This is a genomic window from Gluconacetobacter aggeris (genome assembly GCF_014174395.1).
GTDB classification, from domain to species: domain Bacteria; phylum Pseudomonadota; class Alphaproteobacteria; order Acetobacterales; family Acetobacteraceae; genus Gluconacetobacter; species Gluconacetobacter aggeris.
In genome coordinates this window covers 1-846 of the sequence record NZ_JABEQD010000055.1, presented here as the reverse complement: position 1 = coordinate 846, position 846 = coordinate 1, and the positions used below count along the sequence as shown (strand labels likewise).

The window sequence follows — 846 nt, the reverse complement described above, 5'->3', positions numbered from 1 at the left end:
TCCGGATTGTTCATGAGCGGGGCAGCCAGCCCGGCAATGTGACCAGCTCGAGCGGCCTGCAACTGGGTCTGAGCCCGATCGTTTCCGATCTGCTGGGCCTGTTGGCTGCGGATCTGGGTCACGGTATCCGGCAGCGCATACGCCCCTTGATCTGAGGAAGACATTTCTTTCTGAATGCCCATCAGATCGTATTTGCCGCTCAGGGGATTGTAATTATCGGCATAGGCCTTGCCGCGTGCCCGAGCGCCTGCCAACGCCAGAGCATTCTGTTCGTAGGCGAGTGCAGTGTTTTTGATGCTCTGCGCTGTCGCAATGTTCTGAAGCTGATTGGTCTGGGGCTGCACGACGCCCTGGCCGATCCCCATCAGGGCATTTGCATTGAAATCATATTGGCTCATCAGATTTATCCCCCGAGCAGGCTTTTGTAAGAGAGGTAATTCGACCCAAGGCCGGCCGCCTGGTTGCCCAGGCTATTCAGCCCGTTCGTCAAGGCGTTCGACATGGCCGTGGTCCCGCTCATGGTCGCACCGACGCCGGCCATGCGTGCCTGTGCAGCAAGGTTGGCCGTGTTCATCGTGTTGGTGCTCTGCGCGTTCAGGGCGTTGTAACCGTAATTGGCCAGGGCGTTCGTGTCGTTGAACTGGTTCTGGTAAGTGCTGTCGGCCAGCCCGCTTGCATAGGTCGCAGCGCCCTTGAGCGCCGCACCGCTGTTCGCCAGCCCCCGCGCCGCCGCGCTGTTCGTAGCCGCCTGCTCGCCTTGGTTCAGGTTCCACTGATAGCCCGGCGTCGACTGGAGATAGTTTTCCGTCAGGCCGTTCGACAGGCTGTTCAGAGCATTGGTGCCGG

At 60.2% G+C, this 846-nt stretch carries 1 protein-coding gene and 1 pseudogene; both read right to left on the bottom strand.

Going from position 1 to position 846, the window contains the following annotated elements; translation table 11 throughout:
* Positions 1 to 398, bottom strand: a 398-nt coding sequence (locus tag HLH36_RS19520) for a hypothetical protein (RefSeq protein ID WP_182987933.1), incomplete at its 3' end; no start/stop codon positions are given.
* A 5-nt stretch (positions 399 to 403) separates the two neighbouring features.
* Positions 404 to 846, bottom strand: a pseudogene (locus HLH36_RS19515) (hypothetical protein); the annotation flags it as partial.